Origin of the sequence: Leptospira ilyithenensis (genome assembly GCF_004771005.1) — a bacterium.
Lineage (GTDB): Bacteria > Spirochaetota > Leptospiria > Leptospirales > Leptospiraceae > Leptospira_A > Leptospira_A ilyithenensis.
On sequence record NZ_RQHV01000042.1, the window covers coordinates 89,233 to 107,963 of the forward strand.

General features: G+C 40.3%; 19 protein-coding genes. 13 read left to right on the forward strand and 6 right to left on the reverse strand.

Annotation, left to right across the window (positions count from 1 at the left end; genetic code table 11):
- Positions 1-60: 60 nt before the first annotated feature.
- Positions 61-729 (forward strand): hypothetical protein, encoded by a 669-nt coding sequence (locus EHS11_RS07050; protein WP_246047649.1) that lies wholly within the window; start codon positions 61-63, stop codon positions 727-729.
- On the opposite strand, the gene EHS11_RS07055 is transcribed toward EHS11_RS07050, so the two are convergent.
- The 3 genes from EHS11_RS07055 to EHS11_RS07065 are packed head-to-tail and all read right to left on the reverse strand — an operon-like array spanning position 726 to position 2,234.
- Positions 726-1,505: a DUF7840 domain-containing protein gene (locus EHS11_RS07055; protein ID WP_167884382.1), complete on the reverse strand. Its 780-nt coding sequence runs from the start codon at positions 1,503-1,505 to the stop codon at positions 726-728. The genes EHS11_RS07050 and EHS11_RS07055 overlap by 4 nt on opposite strands.
- A gap of 7 nt (positions 1,506-1,512) precedes the next feature.
- Positions 1,513-2,004: a DUF3015 domain-containing protein gene (locus EHS11_RS07060; protein WP_246047651.1), complete on the reverse strand. Its 492-nt coding sequence runs from the start codon at positions 2,002-2,004 to the stop codon at positions 1,513-1,515.
- Between the two features lie 2 nt (positions 2,005-2,006).
- Positions 2,007-2,234, reverse strand: coding sequence for a hypothetical protein (locus tag EHS11_RS07065; protein ID WP_135763695.1), 228 nt, complete (start codon positions 2,232-2,234; stop codon positions 2,007-2,009).
- A gap of 190 nt (positions 2,235-2,424) precedes the next feature.
- Here EHS11_RS07065 and EHS11_RS07070 point away from each other — a divergent pair, with 190 nt between their 5' ends.
- Entirely contained in the window at positions 2,425-3,348 is a 924-nt protein-coding gene (locus tag EHS11_RS07070) for a ferredoxin reductase domain-containing protein (protein WP_135763696.1), read from the forward strand.
- A 1-nt stretch (position 3,349) separates the two neighbouring features.
- Positions 3,350-3,571, forward strand: coding sequence for a transcriptional coactivator p15/PC4 family protein (locus EHS11_RS07075; protein ID WP_109021658.1), 222 nt, complete (start codon positions 3,350-3,352; stop codon positions 3,569-3,571).
- Here the strand turns inward: EHS11_RS07075 and EHS11_RS07080 are convergent.
- The gene (locus tag EHS11_RS07080; RefSeq protein ID WP_135763697.1) at positions 3,568-5,214 is read right to left on the reverse strand and encodes an anti-sigma factor antagonist; all 1,647 of its coding nucleotides are present in this window, start codon (positions 5,212-5,214) and stop codon (positions 3,568-3,570) included. The two genes, EHS11_RS07075 and EHS11_RS07080, sit on opposite strands and share 4 nt — an antisense overlap.
- Positions 5,215-5,294: 80 nt before the next feature.
- Here EHS11_RS07080 and EHS11_RS07085 point away from each other — a divergent pair, with 80 nt between their 5' ends.
- The 9 genes from EHS11_RS07085 to EHS11_RS07125 all read left to right on the forward strand — a co-directional run bounded on the left by EHS11_RS07085 (position 5,295) and on the right by EHS11_RS07125 (position 13,243).
- The gene (locus tag EHS11_RS07085; RefSeq protein ID WP_135763698.1) at positions 5,295-6,005 is read left to right on the forward strand and encodes a 7-carboxy-7-deazaguanine synthase QueE; all 711 of its coding nucleotides are present in this window, start codon (positions 5,295-5,297) and stop codon (positions 6,003-6,005) included.
- On the forward strand, positions 6,005-8,848 hold the full coding sequence (locus tag EHS11_RS07090; RefSeq protein ID WP_135763699.1) for a DEAD/DEAH box helicase: 2,844 nt from the start codon (positions 6,005-6,007) through the stop codon (positions 8,846-8,848). Before EHS11_RS07085 ends, EHS11_RS07090 begins: the two co-directional genes overlap by 1 nt.
- Positions 8,849-8,887: 39 nt before the next feature.
- Complete coding sequence (locus tag EHS11_RS07095) at positions 8,888-10,135, forward strand: dicarboxylate/amino acid:cation symporter (protein ID WP_135763700.1); 1,248 nt, start codon at positions 8,888-8,890, stop codon at positions 10,133-10,135.
- Positions 10,136-10,141: 6 nt separating this feature from the next.
- The gene (locus EHS11_RS07100; protein ID WP_135763701.1) at positions 10,142-11,002 is read left to right on the forward strand and encodes an SGNH/GDSL hydrolase family protein; all 861 of its coding nucleotides are present in this window, start codon (positions 10,142-10,144) and stop codon (positions 11,000-11,002) included.
- A gap of 5 nt (positions 11,003-11,007) precedes the next feature.
- Positions 11,008-11,886: a hypothetical protein gene (locus tag EHS11_RS07105; RefSeq protein ID WP_246047653.1), complete on the forward strand. Its 879-nt coding sequence runs from the start codon at positions 11,008-11,010 to the stop codon at positions 11,884-11,886.
- Between the two features lie 68 nt (positions 11,887-11,954).
- Positions 11,955-12,197 carry a TRL-like family protein gene (locus EHS11_RS07110; RefSeq protein WP_246047654.1) on the forward strand — a complete coding sequence of 81 codons (243 nt, stop codon included), beginning with the start codon at positions 11,955-11,957 and terminating at the stop codon, positions 12,195-12,197.
- Positions 12,194-12,439, forward strand: coding sequence for a hypothetical protein (locus tag EHS11_RS07115; RefSeq protein ID WP_135763703.1), 246 nt, complete (start codon positions 12,194-12,196; stop codon positions 12,437-12,439). The genes EHS11_RS07110 and EHS11_RS07115 overlap by 4 nt, the downstream gene beginning before the upstream one ends.
- A gap of 3 nt (positions 12,440-12,442) precedes the next feature.
- On the forward strand, positions 12,443-12,766 hold the full coding sequence (locus tag EHS11_RS07120) for a TRL-like family protein (protein ID WP_135763704.1): 324 nt from the start codon (positions 12,443-12,445) through the stop codon (positions 12,764-12,766).
- A gap of 24 nt (positions 12,767-12,790) precedes the next feature.
- Positions 12,791-13,243 (forward strand): Ig-like domain-containing domain, encoded by a 453-nt coding sequence (locus EHS11_RS07125; RefSeq protein ID WP_135763705.1) that lies wholly within the window; start codon positions 12,791-12,793, stop codon positions 13,241-13,243.
- Between the two features lie 57 nt (positions 13,244-13,300).
- On the opposite strand, the gene EHS11_RS07130 is transcribed toward EHS11_RS07125, so the two are convergent.
- Positions 13,301-15,448: a sodium-translocating pyrophosphatase gene (locus tag EHS11_RS07130; protein WP_135763706.1), complete on the reverse strand. Its 2,148-nt coding sequence runs from the start codon at positions 15,446-15,448 to the stop codon at positions 13,301-13,303.
- A gap of 70 nt (positions 15,449-15,518) precedes the next feature.
- Here EHS11_RS07130 and EHS11_RS07135 point away from each other — a divergent pair, with 70 nt between their 5' ends.
- Positions 15,519-16,682: a tetratricopeptide repeat protein gene (locus tag EHS11_RS07135; protein ID WP_135763707.1), complete on the forward strand. Its 1,164-nt coding sequence runs from the start codon at positions 15,519-15,521 to the stop codon at positions 16,680-16,682.
- Here the strand turns inward: EHS11_RS07135 and acs are convergent.
- Entirely contained in the window at positions 16,679-18,646 is a 1,968-nt protein-coding gene (gene acs / locus EHS11_RS07140) for an acetate--CoA ligase (protein ID WP_135763708.1), read from the reverse strand. The genes EHS11_RS07135 and acs overlap by 4 nt on opposite strands.
- Positions 18,647-18,731 lie beyond the last annotated feature (85 nt).

Consider the following 18,731-nt stretch of genomic DNA (forward strand, 5'->3'; position numbering starts at 1 on the left):
ACCACCGTAAGATTTAGATGTGGACATTCTGCTACATAGATTTGTCCTTATCTCATCTAGGTGGAACGAGAGAAAATGCTCAGGATAGGATGGGGAACTCCCTTTTGGATTCAAATTCCCTATTTCGTACTACTACTAAACTTAATAACTTTTTTTGTCTCTCCTCTTCTAGCCCAAGAATCCAAACTTTCCAATAAAGACTCCAAAACATTAAAAGAAACATTTCGTTATATCGAATCCTTAGAACCAACCCGTTTGAAAATCAGCAAACAAACTTACAGCCGTTATTCCAATTTCGAATCATTCTTTCATTTCAACTATTCCGGTAAAAAACTGAGTAGATGGATTCAATCTAGGATTAAAAATTATTCGAAAGGATCGACTGGAGATTTTATCGCTTACTTTCATGAAGGAGAAGTAGTGCTTGGAAAATCTTTCTTCCAATTAACAAAACTGGATCGGGCTCTGATTCTTTTGCATGAAGCAAGACATGCAGACGGGAAAGAATATTCCCATGTTCCTTGTCCCGACAATTTTCGTTTTCTAAATGCAAGGGATTTAAACATTGTTCCTTCCGGTAAAAAGGGCTGTGACGCTACGTTAGACGGCGGATACGGATTAACTGCATCATTTTTATTTGAATTGGGATCTTACGGATTTTTATCTCAATCGGAAACTGCTCACAGATACAATTCTGAAATTTCCAGAATCCTCGCTTCCTCCGATTAAAACAAATAATGGTAAGAAAACGAAACATCCTGATAATAAGTATGCTTGGAAAATTCGAATCGAACTTCATGATTCCTTTGAACCGCATAACGTAGTTTTATATTGGCAGTATAATCGTTCTCATTTTGTGAAATATTATAATAATGATATGCATAGTAGGCTTGGATTTTCCAGGGACCTATATTGTATAAAAAATTCAAAACTCCTTGCGGAGCAATTCTTGCATCGTTTTTAAAATACCCGTGTGATTGCGCTTTTACACCGGCCATTACAGTAAACAAAAAGGAAGAATTTTCTCTGGAAAATTCATTCTGAAATGTGTAACCGTATGATGCTTCGGCGTTGACCGGAGTGATTCTGGAATACTCTTCTTTATTTTTCCAAACTGGCTGGTGTTTGGTTTTAACCGTTACTGTTTCCGCTCCCAAATCCAAAGCGTAAGTTTTTGACTCGGAAATACTATTATAAGGATTGAGAGAGTACATCTTAAGGACGTTCAATCGTGTTAGTTCCAACTTTTTGGAACTTTCATAATAGCGGACTGCACCGTTCATTACTTGAGTTTCCGAATTGGGAACGAACCCTTTGTCGGTGTTCAACAAATCATGGTAAGCCGGTCGGAACTGAATTTCAGCAAAAGCTCCCAAATTGGAGTAACCTATACTGCCGGAAACTCTCTTGGGTCCGTGACCTTCTTCGTTTGTTTGGGAAAATATCGGGAAAGAAAAAAATAAAAATATTAAAAGTAAATAAAGGAAAACTAACTTAGCCCGCACAATTTAATCAAAACTGACAGGCTTCGCTCAATTCAAGGTCGGATCCTATTTCTTTCTTTAAAGATGCAAGCAATAGTTTGGAATCCTTTCTTGTATCTGTAGTTAGGATTTTAGAATAATTTTTTTTGACAAGATTGCCTAATTGTTGCGAATGAGTAGGACAACCTAACAACTGTGCAAATGCATCGAGACGTTCGCCACGTCCTGCCGCCATTTCAGATTCCAAACCCGCTTGGTTGTAATGAACAAATACTTCCTGGGCTTTTTCGGCTTTTACAATTCCATCATTTGTACAATTGGAAGTTCCTGAGGTGATCCCAAATGTCTGGTTGGAGGAGCTTCCGTTTGTAGTTGCAGCGATCACTTGGGAAATATCATTTTTCCAAGCAGGTATCATTGAACCGAGTCCGCAACCTGCCATACCATAGTTGACTGCAGATAAACTAACACTAAATATACTAAGAAATGATATGCCGATTAATATAAAATCTCGAAACATGACTATCCTTCACGAAACAAAAGATCGGAACTTTCCACAGGATACGCATAAGATCCTTTCGCCAGAATCTCTCCTTGCAAACTGATCACAGCCCAAGTGCTTTCTTCTTTCGCTTTCTCTTGCATGCATTGTAAAAGATTGTTCGTAAAAATTTCTAATTTTTTAGACAATTGGGTAACAGGCGGGAAAGAAGGACTGGTTTCGTAATTCTGCGAGTCGTAAGATAGCATGGTTATTATTTATCCTGTTAACTTTAAAATCGGCAGAGTCACCAGAATGACTAAAGCCTAAAAACTGGAAAAATCCAGTCAATCAAGAGACATAATTCTGAATAAGAAAAGAGAAAACCAAACCGCTCACTTTTCCAGCTTTCATTGACGGAGCGGGCTTGACGAAAAACGCTAACTTCAGAGGAAGACTTTGCGCACTCCACAGATTAATCTTTTTAAAAAATCAAATCCTATCAAAGCCAAGCTCATTCGGAAGGAAAGGCTAACCCCGGAGAAAGGGAAAGGCAAAAGACCGGCAAACGAAGGTGAGTCTGCCATATATAGAATTACACTTTCTCTCGATCATAGCGCTTATCCCTACCTGATCGGACAAAGTGCAGGTGTCATTCCCCCCGGTCTGGACCCGGTCAAGGTAGAGAAAGGCCTACCGGACACAACGTATGCAGTTCGATTGTATTCCATTGCTTCTCCCTCCTTTAGCTTCGGGAAAACTCAAGACAATATCGAATTTGTAATCAAGCGGGATGATGTGTATGATGAAAATGGAAACCTCCTCCATAAGGGAGCTTGTTCCAATTATATCTGCGATCTAAAGGAAGGAGCAGAAGTGATTCTGACCGGTCCTGCCGGTAAAAAATTTCTTCTCCCTCTCTCGGATTATACAGGGGATCTTTTTTTCCTGGCTACAGGAACGGGAGTAGCTCCTTATTTTGGGATGGTGGAAGAGATTTTGGAACACAAACTCATCCAATTCAAAGGAAATGTATATCTGATCTACGGCGCACCTTACTCGGATGAAATCGTTCTGCGGGAATATTTCGAGACAATGGAAAAAAAACATTCCAATTTCAAATTCATCACAGCGGTTAGCCGTGAAGAAAAAAACTCATTCGACGGTGGAAAATTATACATCAGTCACAGAGTTCGCGAACTCGCAAATGAAGTTTCCAACGCAATTTCCAATAACGGGCGTTTCTATATTTGCGGTGGACCCAAAGGAATGGAAAAAGGGGTCATCGAAGAAATGTTCAAAGCCGCAAAAAGTACTTTGTCTTATGAAGAATTTAAGAAAGATCTAGAGTCAAAAGACCAACTATTTGTGGAGACTTACTAAGATGGCGAAACTAGGAATTATCAAAGATATAGATAAAGGAAGAGGTGAAGTGATCCGGGTGGAAATTTCCGAATACAAAGGACAAACTTTCTTCAACATCCGGGTTTGGTACCAAGATGCTACCGGAGAATTTAAGCCCACTCAAAAAGGGGTCGCTCTTTCTCCCAGTGTAATTGGCGAATTGAAAGAAGCGATCGAAGAAGCGGAACGCTGGTTAGCTTAACTTTCCACTTCGCCTTGGTTTGCAAATATAATTCTTTGTAGAGTTTCTCTTGCCAAAGGCAACGTCTCTGCGACCCGAATGTGGTTGTAGAGACGAGTGATTTCAAAAACCTTTTTAACGGAATCACGGATATTTGCAGCGATGAATTCCCCGCCTCTTCTTCGCAACCATCCCACAATCTGAATCAAAGTTCCTATCGCGGACGAATCAATATGAGCCGTATCTGAAAAGTCAAAAACCACATAACGAAATCCTTCTTCCAGTTTTTTCTCAACCATGGTTTTGATTTCAGGGCATTTGTAGAGATCGATATCACCTTTCGTTTTGAATTCGAAAATTTCATCATGAACTTGGACCCCTTTCATATCTATTTTTTCCGGACCTCTGGCGATAAAAGAAGACCCGGCAAATATATGTTTGGTGAGATTGTTGGATTTTTCCTGAATTTTTGCATCCATCAATTGGAGTCTGTGCACCAAAGATCCCAGCGCGTTCGGAGAAAATTGTTTGTTCGCTTCAATGTCTTGAATCAATCCCAACAAAATCAATCTTGCGTCTTCCAGGTTGCCCTGTTTGACAAGTTCGCTGATTTTAGAAATCCCTTTACCTGCATTGGCAACTAGCATCTCTACCAACACATCGGGATCTTGTTTTCCTTTTACGTCTCCGTACTGAATGGGAAAATCCATCTCTTGGGATTCCAATTTCATCTGGTTGACTAAATTATAATAAGTCACTTTGGAATGAAAGACAGGTTCCTCGATTTTACGAATGGATTCGTCGATTTCCAATTTTACAACAATGTTTCGAATATCATCGGAACGGATATCACCTGTTTGGATATTGATCTTTTGTCGTCCCAGACTTTTGGCATCGCCTTGGAACTCCGCAATTTCTTCCGATACCTGATGAGAAAAATCGTTCAATAGTTCTTTGAAATGGACACCCGGGGCAAGTGTGAGTTCCAAATCAATAGCCTGTGCATAGAGAGCACCTATATCTCCGAATTCCTGAAAGAAAATATCCGATGCACCTTCGGGATTGTCTACGAAGTAAAAATTCCCCCCGCCCGCTTTGGCAATATCAACTAACATAGATTCATTGAAGTCATTTCCCACGCCGATTGTAGTTGTGGAAATCCCTCTCGCAAAATGATCTTTCGCAATTTGAATGAACGGAGCCGGCTCTTTAATTCCCGAAGTAGGATTTCCATCCGTAAGCAAAATCACCCGTTTGTATGCATTCGGAACCGAAGCGGCTTCAACGGCACGAAGCGCAGAAAGCCAACCACCGCTTAAATTGGTAGAGGTGCCCACTTGAATGCTACGAAGCCTGTCTGATACGGAAATTTTTTCAGTAAGATGAGTCACTGCCTGAATGATTTGCACATCAGCGGAATAAGCGATAATGGCAAGTAAATCATGACGAGTGAGCCAATTGACCAATGCACAGGAAGCTTCAATCACTGCTTCTATCTTGTCGCCTTTCATAGACCAACTTTTATCAATGGCAAGGCCGATGACAATGGGTTGTCTTTGTGTTAAACTGGGATTAGCGGGAGTTCTTAGCCTAAGCAAAAGATGATTTTCTTGGGGAACACCCGGCACTACGTTCGGGTATTCGAATTTTGCCTCAATCTGCATGACGCTATGAAGATTTATCTATTTTAACTTTCCGCAAGAACAATTTATGATTTATTGTCATCTAATGGTTTTTCAATTCTATGTTGGGTAATGTTCACGAAATATATCATTCTGTCTCGGGAGAAGGCATTTCGCAAGGAATCCCGACAATCTTTATTCGTTTTGCAGGTTGTTCCCTTCGTTGTGGAAAAACCGAAAATAAAAAATTATGGTGTGACACACCGTACGCACTTGGCCCCAACCAAGGAAATTCCATGGATCTGGATTCCATTATCAAGGAAGTGGAAACAATCGATCCTTTTGGTACTTCGCAAATTTTACTAACAGGTGGGGAACCTCTGGAAGGTAAAAACGGAGAGATGAGTTCTCTGATTTGCAAATATATTTTCCAAACACGAATCCATACAAACAAACCCTATCCTGCGCCCAGGATCGAAACAAACGGAAAAGAAACAATCACTGATGAAACCGATCGGGTTTATACAATGGATTATAAATTACCCGGGTCGGGAATGGAAGAACGGATGGAAAAAGAAAATTTTTCCGTTTTGAGAAAGAGACATAATATTCTTGACGAAATCAAGTTCGTGGTGCGTGATAGATACGATTTTGAAAGAAGTTTAGAAGTTCTCCGCGAATTTTCCCCCGATACGAATATACTTTATTCACCGGTTTTTGGAGAGATGGATGCAAACGAACTTGTAGAATGGATTAAAAAAGAAAATCCGCCTAAGGCACGCTTGTCGCTACAAATACACAAAGTATTATGGGGTAATAAAAAAGGAGTTTGATGGAAATCCCAACACAGCTAAGTTTAGATTTTGAATCCGTTCATGAAACAAAACAAACTTATGAATATGCATTTTTAACCGATGAACCGGAATTAGGTTTCGGCAAAATTTTAAACGAAACCAACACATCTCTCGAATTACTTTTTGAGTCCAAAGAAATCTTCAAAACCATCTCCAAAAGAAATCCAAAACTTTATTATTTAAAAAAATATCCGAATTCTCTCCGGGAATGGGAAGAATTTCCACGCGCTATGGAAGTCGCGCTCCAGGCCTACCAACTCAAATTAACTCATAGTTTCGATAAACTTTCTTCTTTATCCAATTCCCGAACAAGACTTCTCCCTCACCAAATTGAATCTACCTTCATCGTCGCAAACAGCCTTCGACCCAGGTTTATTTTGGCGGATGAAGTAGGACTCGGAAAAACCATCGAAGCAGGACTCGCGATGAAAGAGTTGATGTTTCGCCGTGGACTTAAACGAGTGTTAGTTGTAGCACCTTCTCCTCTTCTAATTCAGTGGCAACAGGAAATGCGAAACAAATTCAATGAGGATTTTGCCATTGTCCGTAGAAGAAATTTTATCACCAACGGAGAAGACCACTGGCGCAATTTTAATAAAGTGATCACTTCCATTGATTTTATTAAAAACCCGATTTATGCGGAAGAAATCCTGAAAGTAAAATGGGATATTGTTATTTTCGATGAAGCTCACAGACTCCGACGGGATTATTCCAAAATCACAAGAGGTTATCTTTTTGCAGAAAAAATATCCCGCAAAACAGAGTGTTTGTTGCTACTGACGGCAACCCCATTCCGCGGAAAATTGGAAGAATTGTTTTATTTACTCCATTTGGTTGATCCGAATATTTTAGGGCCTTATCATACGTTCGTAAACGATTATGTGATCGGTGGAAAAACCGATTTGAAAGAAAAAATCTCCAAAGTGCTGCTTCGTCGAAGAAAGGTGGAAGTAGGCGGATTTACAAAACGATTTGCAAAGACAGTGCAGATTGATCTTTCTCCCATTGAACGCCAGTTTTATGAAGAAACTACGGATTATGTAAAGCGCGAATACAACCTTGCAATGGGAACAAAAAACCGTGCCGTCGGTTTTGTGATGATCGTATTCCAAAAGCTCTTGGATAGCTCCGTAATCGCTTTATTGTCAGCACTCCAAAAAAGAAAATTCATGTTGGAATCAAAATTCCATTATATGAAAGAACAGGAAGTGAGTGTGGATGATTGGGACTTGGATGAAACGGAAGGTGTAGAGGATTTCCTAAGCGTATTGGATGAATCCGAAATGTCAAACTTCCAAAGAGTGAAACGGGAACTATTTACTTTGAATCGGCTCATCCATCTGGGAAAACAAATCAAAGAAGACCGCAAGTCTCAAAAATTGAAAGAGACTTTGGCCAAATTGAAAAAAGAAGGCCATAAAAAATTCATCATCTTCACTCAATTCAGAACCACTCAAGATCATATCCATGCGTTGCTCGAACCCGATTTCAAAATCGTATCTTTCCATGGTTCCCTTAGCATGGATGATAAAGAAAGAGCGATTCAAAAATTCAAAGAAGAGTATGAAATCATTATTTGTACGGAAGCCGGTGGTGAAGGAAGAAATTTACAATTTGCAAATATTCTTTTCAATTACGATCTTCCTTGGAGTCCTCTAAAGATAGAACAAAGGATAGGAAGGATTCATAGATTCGGTCAAAAAGATAACGTTTATATTTTTAACTTCGCTTCCAAGGACACGGTTGCAGAAAGAATTTTAGAAGTACTTTCCAACAAAATCAAACTATTTGAAGAATCCATCGGCGCTTCCGACGAACTACTTGGCACCATTGAAGGGGAGTTGGACTTTAACTCCAGTTTTATGAAGTTTATCACCGGAACAAAATCGAAAGAAGAATTGGAAACCGAATTTGATCTGCGTATTCAAGTAGCGCAGAAAGGTTTTCAAAAATTGAATTCATTAGTCACTCCCAAATTGCTTGATTTCAATTTGAAAGATTATTATGATCATACGCAAGATGAAAGAGATTGGAACAATCAACACTTGGAAGAGGTAGTGACTCTCGGTTCTAATTTTTTTTATAACCAATTGCCCGGTAGCCTGGCACAAACCGGTAAAGGGAAATACAATTACACTCATCCGGATGGAAAAGTAAAGACCGCAACCTTTGATTCGGAATATGCGCTCACAAACGATTCCGTTGAGTTCTTGGCGTTCGGTCATCCTTTTGTGGAAAAGGTCACTGAACTACTAACAGCATCTCAAGTAGGCACGAGAAAGAAATATGTACATTCGGATACCATTAAAAACAAAATCCTTTTTGTTTTCCTTGTAGAATTTCAATTCTCACTAAAACGGATGGAGATTAGCTTTTTAGAATATGATTTGAATAAAAAAGAAATCAAAGTTCTCTCCGAAAAAACTCCTGAATGGGAAAAAGCCACTACGTATGTTGCGGACAAAGAACTTTCCATGTCGGTTTTGGAACAAGCATTCATTCAATCCTTTCCTTATATTGAAAACAATGTGGAAATAAGAAAAGAAACCCTAAGAAAGGAAACTCTTTCGATTTTCCAAAAAGAAGAATATAAAATCGAACTATCTCATCAAAAAACGATCCGACAGTTGGAAGAAAAATTAATGCGGCAGGAGGCTGCTTATAAATGGGACGCTCGTCCTGAAAAAAAAGCAGTTTTGCATAGAACAATGAAAGAAATCCAACGTGTCAAAGAAGAATTTGAAATCGAAATTCGAAAAGTTAGAAACGGATCGAAGATCACTCACAAAATCGAATTGTTCCAAACTTATATAGCATATTAAATTCATTTACAATCCGTTACAATCTTATCTTATTTGTTCATGCAAACAGACAAGATCCCTTTTTGGTTAAAGATTTTTATAGGTCTGGTATTTGGTGTCATTGCCGGAATTTGTTTTCATCCGGATAGAAATTTCATTTCCGAAGAAACCGCATCTACGTTCCTTCCCTGGCTAAGATTTCCCGGGGATGTTTTTTTAAATCTTCTGCAGATGATAATGATTCCTTTGGTAATCGCATCGGTTGCCTTAGGTGTTTCCAGTCTTTCCAACTTGTCCGATCTTTATAAATTGGGAACGAGAGTATTTTTATATTTTATCATTACCACTATTCTTTCCATTTCCATCGGAATCTCATTGGCTTTACTCGTCAAACCTGGGAACAAAATCAACCAAGCCGAAGTATCTTTATCTAAAATAGACAAAGACATTTCGAAATCGGAAAAAAAAGAACCCATTCCTAAAATCATTGCCGATATCATTCCCAATAATGTGGTCAAAGCGATTGCAGAAAAACAAATGTTATCTCTAGTGGTTTTTGGAATTTTTCTCGGCATTTTCTTCTTGTCTGCAGATTCCATCAAAGTGGCACCTCTGAGGAACCTGCTTCTTTCCATTGAAGGTTTTTCCATCTGGGTTGTGGAGCAGGCAATGAAGATAGCTCCGTTCGCAGTCTTTGGTCTTATGGCATTCGCATTAACCCAGATAGGAGTAGCATTGCTCACCGGATTATTTTATTACGTTCTTACTGTGTTAGTCGGTTTGTTTTTGGTATTATTGATGTATGTTCTTTTTGCCTACTTATTTGGAAATAGAAAGCCGATTCAATTTTTAAATGAAATCAGAGAAATTCAAATCCTCGGATTTTCCACATCAAGTTCCAGTTCCGTATTACCCTTTTCTTTGAAAATTGCAAAGGAGAAGATGAAAATCAGAGAAAAGATCGCCGATTTTGTACTTCCTTTAGGTGCCACAGTGAACATGGATGGAACAGCTTTGTACCAAGGAGTGGCGACGATTTTTCTCAGTCAGGTTTACCAAATTGATTTCAGCATCATGGAGTTGATCCTTCTGGTATTTACCGTGACCGGAGCATCAATTGGAACTGCTGCGACACCGGGTGTTGGAATTGTTATCCTAGGTTCGATTTTACATTCGTTTCATATACCGATTGAGGGCATCGCAATCCTTTTTGGCGTTGACCGATTTTTAGATATGTGTCGAACATCTGTAAATCTCAGTGGAGATTTGACAGCAACAGTCATAATGGATCACTGGTGGAAGGATTAAATGAAAATGAGTCATCTTCACAAACTAATTCTTGTAATCGGATTCTTCGGACTCGTTTCAAACTGCGATACAAAGAAAGAATATACCAATGACATAACTGCAAATATGCTTTGTTATACCCTCGCGGCATGTAACAAATCCAATCCCTCCAAAGTAGGAATGATTGGAGATAGCTGGACGGATTTATTATTAGGTTTTCCGGCAGTTGACGCGCTGAGAGTCCAGTTGGAAAAAAACCACGGATATCAGATAACTGGTGCTACATTGGGTGGACAGACTTTAAATGCCGCTTTAAACTTAGGACTCCATTTCCAGGTAATCGACCAGGCAGGCGCGGACATCCATTCCATCATACTTTCCCTAGGCGGAAATGACATCCAAGCCCGCCTAAGCGAATACAGCTCCAATCCCGATTCGGTTCAAGCAGAAAGACTTTCTACAATCAAATCACAATTGCGAACCATGATTCAATCCGGCAATGCTTATAAAATTTCCAAATACGGCGGGCAGCCAATTCGCTGGATCATACACGGGTACGATTATTCAAACCCGTTCAAAACTCCTGTCATTCTAAATTCCGATGAAGGTTGCAAATCCGCTTTTGCGAGTGCAGGGATTGTTCTTACTGATTCCGAGGTTCCTGTATTCTCGGCAAAACAATTGGACGGATTCAATGAAATGCTGAGAAGTTTCACAAAAGAAGAACCTTACTTCTATTATGTGGATTTAAGAAAAACCTTAGGCGGACCTAACATATCCAACCCGGATTTGATGCTTGACTGCATTCATCCGAACAGTTTGGGTTTTTCCCTTCTTGCAGGAAAACTGGCTCCACTCATCGCACCCATCACCAAAGAAGGAAATTAATCGAAATGCGTTTTTATATCATACTATTACTACTGATTGCAATTCCAGTTTCTATCTTACAAGCAGAAGGAGAAACAACTACTGCCGTCACGGCTACCACTACGACGACGACTACAGCAGCAGCGGTGCCTACATCGACAAAGTTCGCTCACCCGATTCAAATCGAACCCGTGGCCATTTATACAAAAGTACGTGTCAATGCCATCTATTGGGATAGGAAGTATCTCGGTGCTTATGAAGAAAACAAAAACATAAATATAGAAGGAGAGTATGCCTTTACAAAATCACTTTCCGTCACTTCCTCCCTAGGTAGAAATCAATATTCTTTTACAGACTCGGAAACGGAAAAGACCTGGGACAGATGGAATGCAGGTTTGAAATACGGAAAAGTATGGGACAATGGAACCTCACAGTGGTTAATTGGTGCAGGCCTTCGATTGTATGATAGGAAAAGAAGTGCAGAACTGAAAGAAAAGGAAAATCCCGAACTATATCTTGTCAGACCGAACATCGGAATGGGGTATAAAAACGGAGCATTCGAAATTATGACGGAACTCCGATTTCAAACGGAGACCAATTCCAAATTGAAAGAATCAAACATCCAGGAATTTCGCCGCTATTACCAGTTTGGAATTGCACCTTCTTATGCAGTTTCACCATCACTTCGGGTTTTCACGGAATTGGAATATAGGGAACCTTTCTCCAAGGATATTGATACAAAAACCAGGTTTTTCAATTTTTATCCGGGAGTATCTTATGCGACTGAAAAAGCGGGCACTTTCAGCTTATCCTTGTTATTCCCTATTCTTGCCAAAAATGAAAATGCAGTCGATCGGGGAATACGATTCTCTTATATTTATTTCTTCGATACAACGCGCGAATGAGATTTTTTCCATTACTACTGTCTATTTTCTTCGTTGGGTGTATTAGCATCCAACAAGGAAATCCTTCTTTGACTTTACTTTATAATCGGGGAACAAACGGTTTCGCAGGAACTTCGGTTGCTGCAAAAGATGATTTTGTGATAGGAGAGAGTTGCATTACGTCCTATTTCGGACTATTTTCCTGGGGAGACGCAAGTGCGGAATCCGCAGCAAGAATGGCAAAATTAAAGGAAATTTATTCCATCAACCATGTTACAAAAACACAGTATCTTTTTTTACAGGAATTCTGCATTGTCTTACTTGGCAAATGAATGAAGATCTAGAAAATCTTAAAGAATTTTCAAAACAGATCAAATCGGGAGAGTTGTACGAAAATCTCCAATCCAAACTACTGACTTATCAAAAAAAGAAATCCGGTAGGAAAGACAAATCCATAGAATCTTTTCAGAAAAAAATTGAATCCAAAGAAATTGAAATTCAAAAGCTAATCGGCGAAATCATTCATTTACAAAATCAACTCTCCTCATTACTTGATAAAGAACTCAATTCTTAAGTCATGATTTTTCTCTCTAACTTTCTCAAACCTCTGACAGTTCTGATCTTTTTAACACTCGGTCAGAACTGTGCTTCCGTCGGTTACGGACCGCACGGGTTACTATTTACAAATCACTCGATCGGACTTTACGCCAATCAAATCGATTCCCAAAAGGAAGGCTCTGCCTGTGCTTTTTCAGTCCTGGGGCTTTTAGCCTGGGGAGATGCGAGTATTGGAAAGGCGAGAGAGAATGGTTTGCTAACTAAAATCAACCTGATCGAACAAAATTCTTTTAGTATTTTGGGAATCTATGCTAAAGTTTGCATTGTAACGAAGGGAAATTAGTCGTTAAATAGTATAGAGTTCTTCATGTTTTTCAAATCCAAAAAATCTTTAAGCTACTTCCTCCTGTTTGGATCGGTCTTATTTTCCATTCAATGCGGACCTCCGAAGCCCGAACCTTATCTTTTAGGGTTATTGGCACTTCCTTCGGGAAGTTCTGATACATCCGCCACTTTCAAAGTAGAAACGACAAATCCTGCAAAGGACGAGACAGCCGTTCCTACAAATGTAAATATAACGATCACATTTTCCAAGAATGTGGATCAATCCAGCGTTGCCGGAAATATAACTCTCACACAACCTGCTTCCAATCGAATCACAAGTCTCTCCGCCAGTACAAATAACAAAATAGTCACTCTCAGACCGAACACTACATTCGATCCGCAATCTACTTATACTTTTACTTTAAAAACGGGAATCAAAGATACTACTGGAACCGCTTTGACCGAAGCTTATACTTTTGGTTTCACTACCCAATAAAAAAAGCCCGAGTGTTTCCACTCAGGCTTTTCATACAATCATTCAGTAAGTTTTATCTTATTTGAAAAGTTGCAAAATCACTCCGCCTTTCAGAACAAAAAATTCAGCAAACACGAGTGATGTGATCGCCATAAGTTTGATCAGAATATTGATGGCAGGTCCGGAAGTATCTTTCAAAGGATCTCCTACCGTATCTCCCACAACTGCAGCTTTGTGCATATCAGAACCTTTTCCACCGGCTTTCTTTTCGATGTATTTTTTAGCGTTGTCCCAAGCTCCGCCTGAGTTTGCAGAAGAGATCGCAAGAACCACACCGGAGACAAGAGCTCCTGCAAGTAATCCTGCAAGAGACTTCACACCGAATAAATAACCTACAACGATCGGGCTAAGTAAAACCAAAAGACCGGGAGGGATCATTTCACGAAGAGCTGCCGAAGTGGAAATATCCACACATTTTGCATACTCAGGTTTCGCTGTTCCTTCCATAAGTCCTGGAATCTCTTTGAATTGGCGTCTTACTTCCTTTACCATATCCAAAGCGGCTTTACCTACGGATTTCATTGTCATCGCAGAAAAGATAAACGGCAACATAGCGCCGAACAAAAGACCGCCGAAAACCCAAGGATCAAGTAATTCGATTGAGGTAAGATCAACGGCACCTTCGCCTAATTCTTTTGATGCGAGTTGGGTTCTGGTAATGAACGCTGCAAAAAGTGCAAGAGAAGTAAGCGCAGCAGATCCGATCGCAAATCCTTTTCCTACGGCAGCGGTTGTATTTCCGGCAGCGTCCAGGTTGTCTGTTCTATCACGAACTTCTTTTCCTAATTCCGCCATCTCTGCGATACCACCTGCGTTATCGGAAACAGGTCCGTAAGCATCAATTGTCAATCCGATTGCGATTGTGGAAATCATTCCGATCGCAGCAAGAGCAATCCCGTACATTCCGGCAAGTAAATTGGAGATAACAATCACGATCACTAGCAATACTACCGGAACAACCGAAGAATGGTAACCTAGCGCCAAACCGTAAATAATGTTAGTTGCGGCACCCGTCTCGCAGGACTCGACAACTTCTCTGACCGGTTTGTAGGAATGCGAAGTGTAATATTCCGTAACCCAACCGATGAGCATTCCCGCAAAAAGTCCTAAAGCTACGGCAGTGAATACATTCCATTTCGTAATCGTCTTTTCAGCGATTTGGAAACTATCTACCATAAACAAGTCCGTTACAAAATAAAGGGCAACTGCAACGATCGCAGTAGAAATCCAAAGTTGAAGTTTAAGTGCAAATTCTACGTTGCCTGTTTCTTTCACTCTCGCAAAGAAAGAAGTGATAAGAGAAGCAGGAATCCCGATGGCAAGAATGAGCAACGGATAAAGTAGAGCAGTGTTATTGTCAGCTAACGCAGATGCAGTGGCACCGATTACGAGAGCAGCGCAAGTTGCTTCTGCAGCGGAACCGAAAAGGTCGGCACCCATTCCTGCGATATCGCCTACGTTGTCTCCCACGTTGTCCGCAATGGTTGCAGGGTTACGAGGATCATCTTCGGGAATTCCTTTTTCCACTTTACCTACTAAGTCAGCACCAACATCCGCAGCTTTGGTATAAATACCACCGCCTACACGGCCGAAGAGCGCCACTGAGGAGCCACCTAAACCGAAACCTGCAAGAGATTCCATAAGGATATGTTTGGGAACATCCACATTGAAAACTGTAAATAGGATAAATAAGGTAACTAACCCTAAAACGGCAAGGCCAACCAAACCGAATCCCATTACCGCACCGGAGTCATAAGCCACCCGGAATGCTTTGGAAAGGGAAGTTTTTGCAGCTTGCGCAGTTCTAACGTTTCCTTTTGTGGCAATGCTCATTCCCACAAAACCGGAAAGACAGGAAATCAATGCACCACTGACGAAAGCGATTGATGTGTAAATTCCTTCGTTGAAATCGGTTTTAGGATTATCCAGAAGAAGGAAAATAAGCACAGTCATGAAACTAATAAAAAGTAAAATGACGCGGTATTCGCGGAGTAGGAAGGCCATAGCGCCTTCCGAGATGGCCGCCGCTATTTCTTTCAAGCGGTTGTTTTGTTCGACGTTGCCGCCTTCTGCACCGACTTGAATCCTTACGACTCGTCCAGCGTAGAAAATCGCCGTGGCTATAGAAAGTAAGCCCATGACGATAATGATCAGCTCTGCATTCATGAAGTCCTCTTTTGGATTGAATATTTGATTTTCTAAGAAAATTTAGAAGATGACCGATGAGAATCTATAGATGGCATCACGGTCAAGGAGAAAATGGCAGTTAAGGGTTTTGGCTACAACTCTATTTCTTTTCTGCGTCAGAATTTGGGCAGAATCCCCTGATCCGGTAAAAGTATTCTATACTTATGACCATCTTTTGCACGTTGCAGAAGAAAAGATCACTACTTACACTCCTACAAAGGCATTTAATTTTTTAGCAAAAGCAAAAGAACTCCGTCCCGAGCCGGATTATCGTTATTATAATATTTTAGGCGAAGCACATTCAAAGCTTGGGCAAGAGAACGAAGCTATGGAGGCATTCGAAAAATCCGTAGAATTAAATTCGAATCAGTTTCCTCTGTTTTTAAGAATTTCAGATTATTACGAAAACAACAGAAAGCCGGACAGGGCGCTTTCCTTCACGGAAAAATACCTTTTACTCGTTCCGACGGACAAAAATCGGATTTATAAAGCGGCCATACTTTCCCGTCGGATCGGAAAAGAAGAATCTTATCAAAAGTATATTAAATTATTAGAAAGTGATACTTCGTTTGCTGCGGAAGGAGATGCACTTCAATCCAGTTTATCCAAACATATAAAAAATAAAAAATGGAAAGAAGCGGAAGAACTTACAATTCGATACATTCCTTTTTTTCCCCGCACGGAAGGAATGTATGAAAACTTAATCCTTTCCAGAAGGGGAAAAAAATCTCCTCTTTTGGAAGAAGCTTATATTTTAGCATGTGTTACTTTCAAAGAAGAAACAAGATACTTTGTAAGATACGGAGTTTATCTGCAAGAGAACGGCAGATATTTAGAAGCTCTTTCCGTTTTCAGGCGAGCGTTATTCAACGCTTTAAAATTTGAAACAAAAGGGGATTGGGATGAAATCTTATTTTTGCTAAGACAAAGTTATGCAAACTTAGGTTGGGAAAAAGAAACATTGGCGATCGATCTTTTGGTAAAAGATATCAAACGAAGAGAATCATTAAAAGACGAAGAATTGGAAAATCATATCCAAACACATAGAAAGAACAGAGAATATATGCAATTTGCCGTTTACTGGTTCAAAGGCAAAAACGAAAACAAAATAAATTTATATCGAGGATTACTTCGGGAAAGGGACCAAGAGAACGAGGTGAGAGAATTTCTATTCGTCATTGGTCCCTTTGCTTTGGAAAATTTGGAACTTTAATTCGTATGGTATTTCTTTTTATCTTCGATTAAAGTTTGTACCACACCAGGATCGGCAAGAGTAGAAATATCACCTAACGAATCAAATTCACCACAGGCGATCTTTCTCAATATCCTTCTCATGATTTTACCCGACCTGGTCTTTGGCAATCCTGACGCCCAATGGATCACATCCGGTCTTGCGATTTTTCCGATCATCTTCTCCACCATTGCAATCAATTCTTTCTTCAAATCGTCGTTTGAATTTACGCCTTGTTTGACCGTAACATAAGCATAGATCGCCTGCCCTTTGATATCATGAGGAAATCCCACGACTGCGGCTTCCGCAATGGATTTATGTTCTACAATCGCACTCTCCACTTCAGCGGAACCGATTCTATGTCCCGAAACATTCAACACATCATCGACTCTACCGGTGATGGTAATATATCCGTCTTTGTCCCGATTCGCACCGTCTCCAGTGAAGTAATAACCTTTGAACTGTGAAAAATACGTATCGTAAAATCTTTTGGAATCTCCGTATACTCCTCTCATGATCGAAGGCCAAGGAGAACTCAAACATAGATTTCCCGAAGTTTCTCCTTTGGATGTGATTTCCTTCCCGTCATTATCAACTAATACAGGTTTGATTCCAAAAAAAGGAAGTCCGGCTGATCCCGGTTTTTGCGGAGCAGCTCCCGGCAAAGAAGTAATCATAATAGATCCTGTTTCCGTTTGCCACCAAGTATCCACAACAGGGCATTCGGATTTTCCGATGTTTTTATAATACCATTCCCATGCTTCGGGATTGATCGGTTCCCCTACTGAGCCGAGCAAACGGAGTGATTTCAAAGATCTGGATTGAATCGGTTCCAATCCTTCCCGCATCAATGCACGAATCGCGGTGGGGGCCGTATAAAATACCGTCACACCGTATTTGTCGATCACATCCCAAAACCTTCCTGCATCAGGATAACTGGGCACACCCTCAAACATGAGTGAGGTGGCACCGTTGGAAAGAGGTCCGTAAACAATATAACTATGCCCAGTAATCCAACCTACATCGGCAGTACACCAATATGTGTCTGTTTCCTTATAATCGAAAACCGTATTGAAAGTAAAATTGGCACCGAGAAGGTAACCGGCAGTGGTATGTAAAACTCCTTTCGGTTTTCCGGTGGAACCGGAAGTGTATAGAATGAAAAGAGGATCTTCGGCATCCATTTCGGCAGGAGGGCAATAAGCTCTTACGTCTTTGTCCTTCATCAGGAAGTGATACCAATGATCACGTCCTTCCTTCCAATTGAGATTGGTTTCATCCCCGGTTCTTCTGACTACGATGACATCGTTGATCTGAACTTTCGTCTCTTCAAGGGCGGCATCTATGTTTTTTTTCAACTCGATCGGTTTACCTCCCCGGTAACCGCCGTCAGCTGTAATCACCAAACTCGGCTTGCAATCTTCAATTCGGCTCAAAAGTGCTTCGGGAGAAAATCCTCCGAACACAACGGAATGAACCGCGCCGATCCTAGTACAAGCCAAAGTGGAGATGGCAAGTTCGGGAATCATAGGAAGATAAATGAGAACCCGGTCCCCTTTTTTGACTTTTAGATTTATTAGAATATTGGCGAGTTTGTTAACTTCACGATACAGATCGTGATACGTGAGGACTTTCGATTCATCGGGGTTGTCACCCTCCCAAATGATTGCTGCTTTGTTTTTATGAGGAGAATCCAAATGGCGATCCAAACAATTATAAGATACGTTTAATTTTCCACCTTCAAACCATTTGACTTTTGCGTTTTTAAAATCATGGCTTAAGACTTTTTTCCATTTTTTAAACCACGTTAGGCGGGTGGCCTGTTCCGCCCAAAATTTTTCAGGTTTTTCGATGGATTGTTTGTATAATTTTTTGTAATTTTTTAAATCGATATTTGTCTGTTTAACAAATTCTTTATTTGGTGGAACAACTCTTTCCTTAGCCATCTCTTCCCTCTCAGGGGAAAATTAAACAACAAGATCCAAGAGTTGTCCAGAAAGTTTCGAAACTTTCTGAATGATAAATGATATC

Excerpts from the sequence above, each read along its gene's own strand:
- EHS11_RS07060 (WP_246047651.1), bottom strand. The coding sequence starts at position 2,004 with ATGTTTCGAGATTTTATATTAATCGGCATATCATTTCTTAGTATATTT.
- EHS11_RS07135 (WP_135763707.1), top strand. The coding sequence starts at position 15,519 with ATGGCATCACGGTCAAGGAGAAAATGGCAGTTAAGGGTTTTGGCTACA.
- EHS11_RS07120 (WP_135763704.1), top strand. The coding sequence starts at position 12,443 with ATGATTTTTCTCTCTAACTTTCTCAAACCTCTGACAGTTCTGATCTTT.
- acs (WP_135763708.1), bottom strand. The coding sequence starts at position 18,646 with ATGGCTAAGGAAAGAGTTGTTCCACCAAATAAAGAATTTGTTAAACAG.
- EHS11_RS07130 (WP_135763706.1), bottom strand. The coding sequence starts at position 15,448 with ATGAATGCAGAGCTGATCATTATCGTCATGGGCTTACTTTCTATAGCC.
- EHS11_RS07100 (WP_135763701.1), top strand. The coding sequence starts at position 10,142 with ATGAGTCATCTTCACAAACTAATTCTTGTAATCGGATTCTTCGGACTC.
- EHS11_RS07115 (WP_135763703.1), top strand. The coding sequence starts at position 12,194 with ATGAATGAAGATCTAGAAAATCTTAAAGAATTTTCAAAACAGATCAAA.
- EHS11_RS07105 (WP_246047653.1), top strand. The coding sequence starts at position 11,008 with ATGCGTTTTTATATCATACTATTACTACTGATTGCAATTCCAGTTTCT.
- EHS11_RS07125 (WP_135763705.1), top strand. The coding sequence starts at position 12,791 with ATGTTTTTCAAATCCAAAAAATCTTTAAGCTACTTCCTCCTGTTTGGA.
- EHS11_RS07075 (WP_109021658.1), top strand. The coding sequence starts at position 3,350 with ATGGCGAAACTAGGAATTATCAAAGATATAGATAAAGGAAGAGGTGAA.
- EHS11_RS07095 (WP_135763700.1), top strand. The coding sequence starts at position 8,888 with ATGCAAACAGACAAGATCCCTTTTTGGTTAAAGATTTTTATAGGTCTG.
- EHS11_RS07085 (WP_135763698.1), top strand. The coding sequence starts at position 5,295 with ATGTTGGGTAATGTTCACGAAATATATCATTCTGTCTCGGGAGAAGGC.
- EHS11_RS07090 (WP_135763699.1), top strand. The coding sequence starts at position 6,005 with ATGGAAATCCCAACACAGCTAAGTTTAGATTTTGAATCCGTTCATGAA.
- EHS11_RS07080 (WP_135763697.1), bottom strand. The coding sequence starts at position 5,214 with ATGCAGATTGAGGCAAAATTCGAATACCCGAACGTAGTGCCGGGTGTT.
- EHS11_RS07065 (WP_135763695.1), bottom strand. The coding sequence starts at position 2,234 with ATGCTATCTTACGACTCGCAGAATTACGAAACCAGTCCTTCTTTCCCG.